2 protein-coding genes and 1 pseudogene are annotated in these 5,634 nt (G+C 73.4%); all 3 read left to right on the top strand.

The window, feature by feature from the left end; all coding sequences use genetic code 11:
- Window positions 1-3 precede the first annotated feature (3 nt).
- Window positions 4-414, top strand: a pseudogene (locus tag STRAU_RS43960) (ketoacyl-synthetase C-terminal extension domain-containing protein); the annotation flags it as partial.
- A gap of 259 nt (window positions 415-673) precedes the next feature.
- The gene (locus STRAU_RS41765) at window positions 674-4,345 is read left to right on the top strand and encodes a type I polyketide synthase (protein ID WP_016643808.1); all 3,672 of its coding nucleotides are present in this window, start codon (window positions 674-676) and stop codon (window positions 4,343-4,345) included.
- Window positions 4,346-5,634 (top strand): type I polyketide synthase (locus STRAU_RS28125; RefSeq protein ID WP_037662417.1); only part of this gene is annotated, 1,289 nt, incomplete at its 3' end.

The following is a 5,634-nucleotide window of genomic DNA, read 5'->3' as shown; positions in this document are numbered from 1 at the left end:
GTCATGGCCATGCGCGCCGGTGTCCTCCCGCGGACGCTGCATGTGGACCGGCCGAGCACGCACGTGGACTGGTCGGCGGGCGCCGTTGAGCTGCTGACCGAGGCGCGTGAGTGGGCCGAGCGGGACGGCGGCGCGCCGCGTCGCGCGGGTGTGTCGTCGTTCGGCGTGAGCGGCACGAACGCCCACGTGATCGTGGAGCAGGCTCCGGTTCCGGTGGAGGAGCTTGAACCTACCGAGTCCGCTAAAACGAGCGTTCTATCCAGTGCGCTGCCGTGGTTGGTGTCGGCGCGGAGTGCGGAGGCGCTGCGGGCGCAGGCCGACCGGCTGCGCGAGCACGTGAACGGGCGCACCGAGCTGGAGCCCGTCGATGTGGGCTGGTCGCTGCTGTCCGGCCGCGCGACGCATGAGCACCGGGCCGTGGTGTTCGGCCGGGAGCGGAAGGACTTCCTGACCGGCCTTGAGGCCGTGGTCGCCGACGGTGCTGGTGTGGTCTCGGGAGTTGTGGCCGAGGGGCGCCTTGGGGTGTTGTTCACCGGTCAGGGCAGCCAGCGGCTCGGTATGGGCCGGGAGTTGTACGAGGCGTTCCCGGTGTTCGCGGACGCGTTGGACGAGGTGTGCGCCCACTTGGACGGACTGCTCGACCTGCCCCTGAAGGAAGTCATGTTCGGCGCGGATGCCGAACTCCTGGAGCAGACGGGGTACGCCGCTGCCCGAGGGCGGCGCGATGCTCGCCGTGCAGGCGGCCGAAGCGGACGTCCTGCCGCTGCTCGCGGGGGAGACGGACCGCGCGGGTGTGGCGGCCGTGAATGGCCCCACTCAGGTGGTCCTCTCCGGCGACCGCGGCGTCTTGGAGGGCTTGGAGGAGACGCTCCGGGGCGAGGGCCGCAAGGTGCGGTGGCTGAAGGTGTCCCACGCCTTCCACTTCCACTCGCCGCTGATGGACCCGATCCTGGACGACTTCCGCAAGGTTGCCGAGAGCTTGGCGTATCAGGAGCCGGTGCTGCCGGTGGTCTCCAACGTCACCGGTGAACTGGCCGAGCCTGCCCAGCTCCGGGATCCGGAGTACTGGGTGCGGCACGTCCGCGAGGCGGTCCGCTTCCACGACGGTCTCGGCGCGCTCACCGGCTTCGGCGCGACAACGCTGCTGGAGCTGGGCCCGGACTCCGTACTCACCGCGATGGCCCACGACACGTACACGGAGGCGGCGGCACAGGCGGGCCTGATCGGCGCCCTGCGCAAGGACCGCCCGGAAGCGGACACCTTCCTCACCGCCCTCGCCAAGGCCCACGTACGCGGTGTCGGCGTCGACTGGGCGCCGCTGTACGCCCCGGCCGAGGACCGCCGCCGCGTGGACCTGCCCACCTACGCCTTCCAGCACCAGAGCTTCTGGCTCCGGGGGACCGCCGGCACCGCCGACGTCGAGTCCGCGGGGCTCGCCCCGGCGGGGCACCCGCTCCTCGGGGCCGGGATGCCCCTGGCCGACACGGACGGGTACCTGTTCACGGGACGACTGTCCCTCGCCACGCACCCGTGGCTCGCCGATCACGCCGTGGCCGGACGGGTACTGCTGCCGGGGACCGCCTTCGTGGAGCTCGCCGTGCACGCGGGCGGGCAGATCGGCTGCGGCACCCTCGACGAGCTGACGCTCGGCGCGCCCCTGGTCCTGCCCGAGCGCGGCAGCGTCCAGCTCCAGCTGCGCGTCGAGGCACCCGACGCCTCCGGACACCGGCCCATCAGCCTGCACTCCCGGCCGGAGCCCGGCGCCGGGGCCGAGAGCCTGTCGGCCGAAGCCTGGACCAAGAACGCCACCGGAACCCTGACCGAGTCCGGGCCGGACACGGCCGCCGCCCCGACGGCCTCCGACGACCTGGCCTCCTGGCCGCCGCGCGACGCGGAGCCACTGGTGGTCGACGGGCTCTACGAGGAGCTGGCCGCCGCGGGCTTCGGCTACGGGCCCGTGTTCCAGGGGCTGCGCGGCGCCTGGCGGCGCGGTGACGAGGTGTTCGCCGAAGTCGCCCTGCCCGACGACGACCACACGCAGGCCGGAGCCTTCGGCCTGCACCCGGCGATCCTCGACGCCGCCCTGCACGCCCGCGCCGCCGGTACGCCCACGGACGCCCCGGCGGACGCGGCGCCCACGGCAGGCGGGCTGCCCTTCACCTGGACCGGTGTCACCCTGCACGCCGCGGGGGCCGCCACGGTCCGCGTCCGGCTGACGCCGAACGGCACGGACGGCGTCTCCCTGGAGGTCGCGGACGCCACCGGCGCACCGGTGGCCTCGGTCGACGCGCTCGTCTTCCGGCCCATGTCGAAGGAGCTCATCGAGCGGATGAGCACCCCGAATCCGCACGCGGACTCGCTCTTCCACGTCGAGTGGCGGCGGCAGTCCGCCGCTTCGGCGGCGGAGCCGGTGCCGTTCGTGGCGCTGGGTGCGGCCGTCGAGGACGGGGAGGATGTTCCGGCGGCGGTGGTGTGGTCGGCCGAGCGTTCGGCGCGCGCCGATGCCGAGGCTCTGGCTCGCCCGGAGAGTGTGTCCGCGTCGTTGGCCGAGGCCCTGGCTGTGGTGCAGGGCTGGCTGGCCGACGAGCGCTTCGCGGCGTCTCGCCTTGTTGTGGTGACGCGGGGTGCGGTGGTGATCGGTACGGATGCGGCGTCGCCGGATCCTGTGGCTGCCGCTGTGGCGGGTCTGGTGCGGTCGGCGCAGACCGAGCATCCGGGCCGGTTCGTGCTGGTGGACGCGGACGTGTCCGGGGTGACCGAGTCGGGTCTCGCCGAGGTGCTGGCTTCGGGTGAGCCCGAGGTGGCGGTGCGCGATGGCGCGGTGTGGGTGCCGCGCTTGTCGCGGGTGGCCGCTGCTGAGCCGGGGGTGGTCGAGGCGCCGTGGGGTTCGGGCACGGTGCTGGTGACCGGCGCCTTCGGTGGCCTGGGCCGCGTCGTGGTCCGGCACCTGGCCGAGCGGCATGGAGTGCGGGATCTGCTGCTGGTGTCGCGCCGTGGCCTTGAGGCCGCCGGTGCCGCCGAACTCCAGGCGGAGCTGGCCCAGTTGGGCACGACGGCCACCATTGCCGCGTGCGATGTGGCCGACCGTGACGCGCTGGCCGCCCTCCTGGAGGAGTCGGGCGAGGGGCTGTCGGCAGTCGTACACGTGGCCGGAGTTCTGGACGACGGCGTGGTCACTGCCCTCACGCCCGAGCGTTTGGCGAGGGTCCTGCGCCCCAAGGTGGACGCGGCGCTGAACCTGCACGAGCTGACCTCCGGCCTGGACCTGTCCGCCTTCGTGCTGTTCTCCTCGGCCTCCGGCGTCTTCGGCGGTCCGGGTCAGGCGAACTACGCGGCGGCGAACGCCTACTTGGACGCCCTCGCGGCCGTCCGCCGCACCCAGGGCCTGCCCGCGACCTCCCTCGCGTGGGGTCTGTGGGCGGCGCAGGACAGCGACATGACCGGCGCCCTCGCCGACGCCGACCTCCAGCGCATGGCGCGCGGCGGCGTCCTCGCCCTCGACACCGAACGGGCCCTGACCCTGCTCGACCTCGCCCCGGCGAGCGAGCACCCGGCGCTCGTACCGATCCGCATCGACACCGCGGCGCTGCGGAACCAGCCGCCCGAGGCGCTGCCCGCCCTGCTCAGCGGCCTCGTCCGGCCGGCGGTCCGGCGCGCGCAGACCGGCACGGACACCCCGGCCGCGCGCACCGAGTCGCTGGCCCAGCGCCTCGCGGGCCGCACCGGTGCCGAGCGCGACCGGATGCTGCTCGACCTCGTCCGCACCCACGTGGCGGGCGTGCTCGGCTACGCGTCGCCGAACGCCGTCGAACTGAGCCGGGGCTTCCTGGAACTCGGCTTCGACTCCCTCACGGCCGTCGAGCTGCGCAACCGCCTCACCGCGGAGACCGAACTGCGGCTGCCGAGCACGCTGATCTTCGACTACCCGAACCCGGCGGCACTCGCCGAGCACCTGTCGGAAGAACTGCCCACGACCGCCGCCGCACCCCCCGGCGGCCCGGTCGACCCCGGCGACCTCGACACCGAACTCGACCGACTGGAGAGCGTCCTGAAGGCCGCCGGCACCAGCACCGAAGGCATCGAGGGGGCCGAACGCGACCGCGTCGCGGGCCGCCTGCGCTCGCTGCTCACCGCCTGGGACACCACCCGCACCACCGGGCGTGACGGGGCCACGGGCCCGGCCCCGGACCGCGACCGGGAGCTCGAGGAACTCGAAGGCACCACCGCCGACGAACTCTTCGACCTGCTCGACAGCGAGCTCCAGACCCCTTCACCCACACACGAAGACAGCTCAGACACAGGGTCGGACACGGACCGCCCCGACCGCTTCGAGGAGGCGCTGTAAATGGCGGACGAGGAGAAGTACCTCGATTACCTGAAGCGGGCGACGGCCGATCTGCGCGACGCCCGCCGCCGGGTGCGCGAACTGGAGGACGCCCGCCAGGAGCCCGTCGCGATCGTCGGCATGAGCTGCCGCTACCCGGGCGGCGTGAACACGCCGGAAGACCTGTGGCGGCTCGTCGCCGACGGCGTGGACGCCATCTCCCCGTTCCCCACCGACCGCGGCTGGGACACGGACGAGCTGTTCGACCCCGACCCGGACAACCGGGGCACCAGCACCACCGCCGAGGGCGGCTTCCTCTACGACGCCCCGCGGTTCGACGCCTCCTTCTTCGGCGTCTCCCCGCGTGAGGCCCTCGCGATGGACCCGCAGCAGCGACTCCTCCTGGAGACCGCCTGGGAGGCGATCGAGCGCGCGGGCATCGACCCGGTCGCGCTGCGCCGCAGCCGCACCGGCGTCTTCGCCGGCGTCATGTACTACGACTACGCGACCCGCCTGCACGCCCTCCCCGAGGGCGTAGAGGGCTACATCGGCACCGGCAACGCGGGCTCCGTCGTCTCGGGGCGCGTCGCCTACACCCTGGGCCTCGAAGGCCCGGCGGTGACGGTCGACACCGCGTGCTCGTCCTCGCTCGTCGCGCTGCATCTGGCGGCGCAGGCACTGCGCCAGGGCGAGTGCTCGCTGGCCCTCGCGGGCGGTGTGACGGTGATGCCCACGGCGGGCACCTTCATCGACTTCAGCCGGCAGCGCGGCCTGTCGACGGACGGCCGCTGCAAGTCCTTCGCCGCGTCGGCCGACGGCACGGGATGGGGCGAGGGAGCCGGGCTCCTGCTCCTCGAGCGTCTCTCGGACGCCCGCCGCAACGGGCACAAGATCCTCGCGGTCGTCCGCGGTTCCGCCGTCAACCAGGACGGCGCCAGCAGCGGCCTGACCGCGCCCAACGGCCCCTCGCAGCAGCGCGTCATCCGGGACGCCCTGGCCAGCGCCGGCCTGAAGCCCGGCGACGTCGACGCGGTCGAGGCGCACGGCACGGGGGGCACCACGCTCGGAGACCCCATCGAGGCCCAGGCCCTGATCGCGACGTACGGCAAGGAGCACTCCGGCGAACAGCCCTTGTGGCTGGGCTCGTTGAAGTCGAACATCGGGCACACGCAGGCTGCCGCGGGTGTCGCGGGTGTGATCAAGATGGTCATGGCGATGCGGGCCGGTGTTCTGCCGAAGACGTTGCATGTGGATGAGCCGACGCCGCAGGTGGATTGGTCGGCGGGGGCTGTTGAGCTGCTGACGGAGGC

This window comes from Streptomyces aurantiacus JA 4570 (assembly GCF_000414115.1).
In the GTDB taxonomy this organism is placed as follows: domain Bacteria; phylum Actinomycetota; class Actinomycetes; order Streptomycetales; family Streptomycetaceae; genus Streptomyces; species Streptomyces aurantiacus_A.
This window is presented reverse-complemented; position numbering and strand designations above follow the sequence as displayed.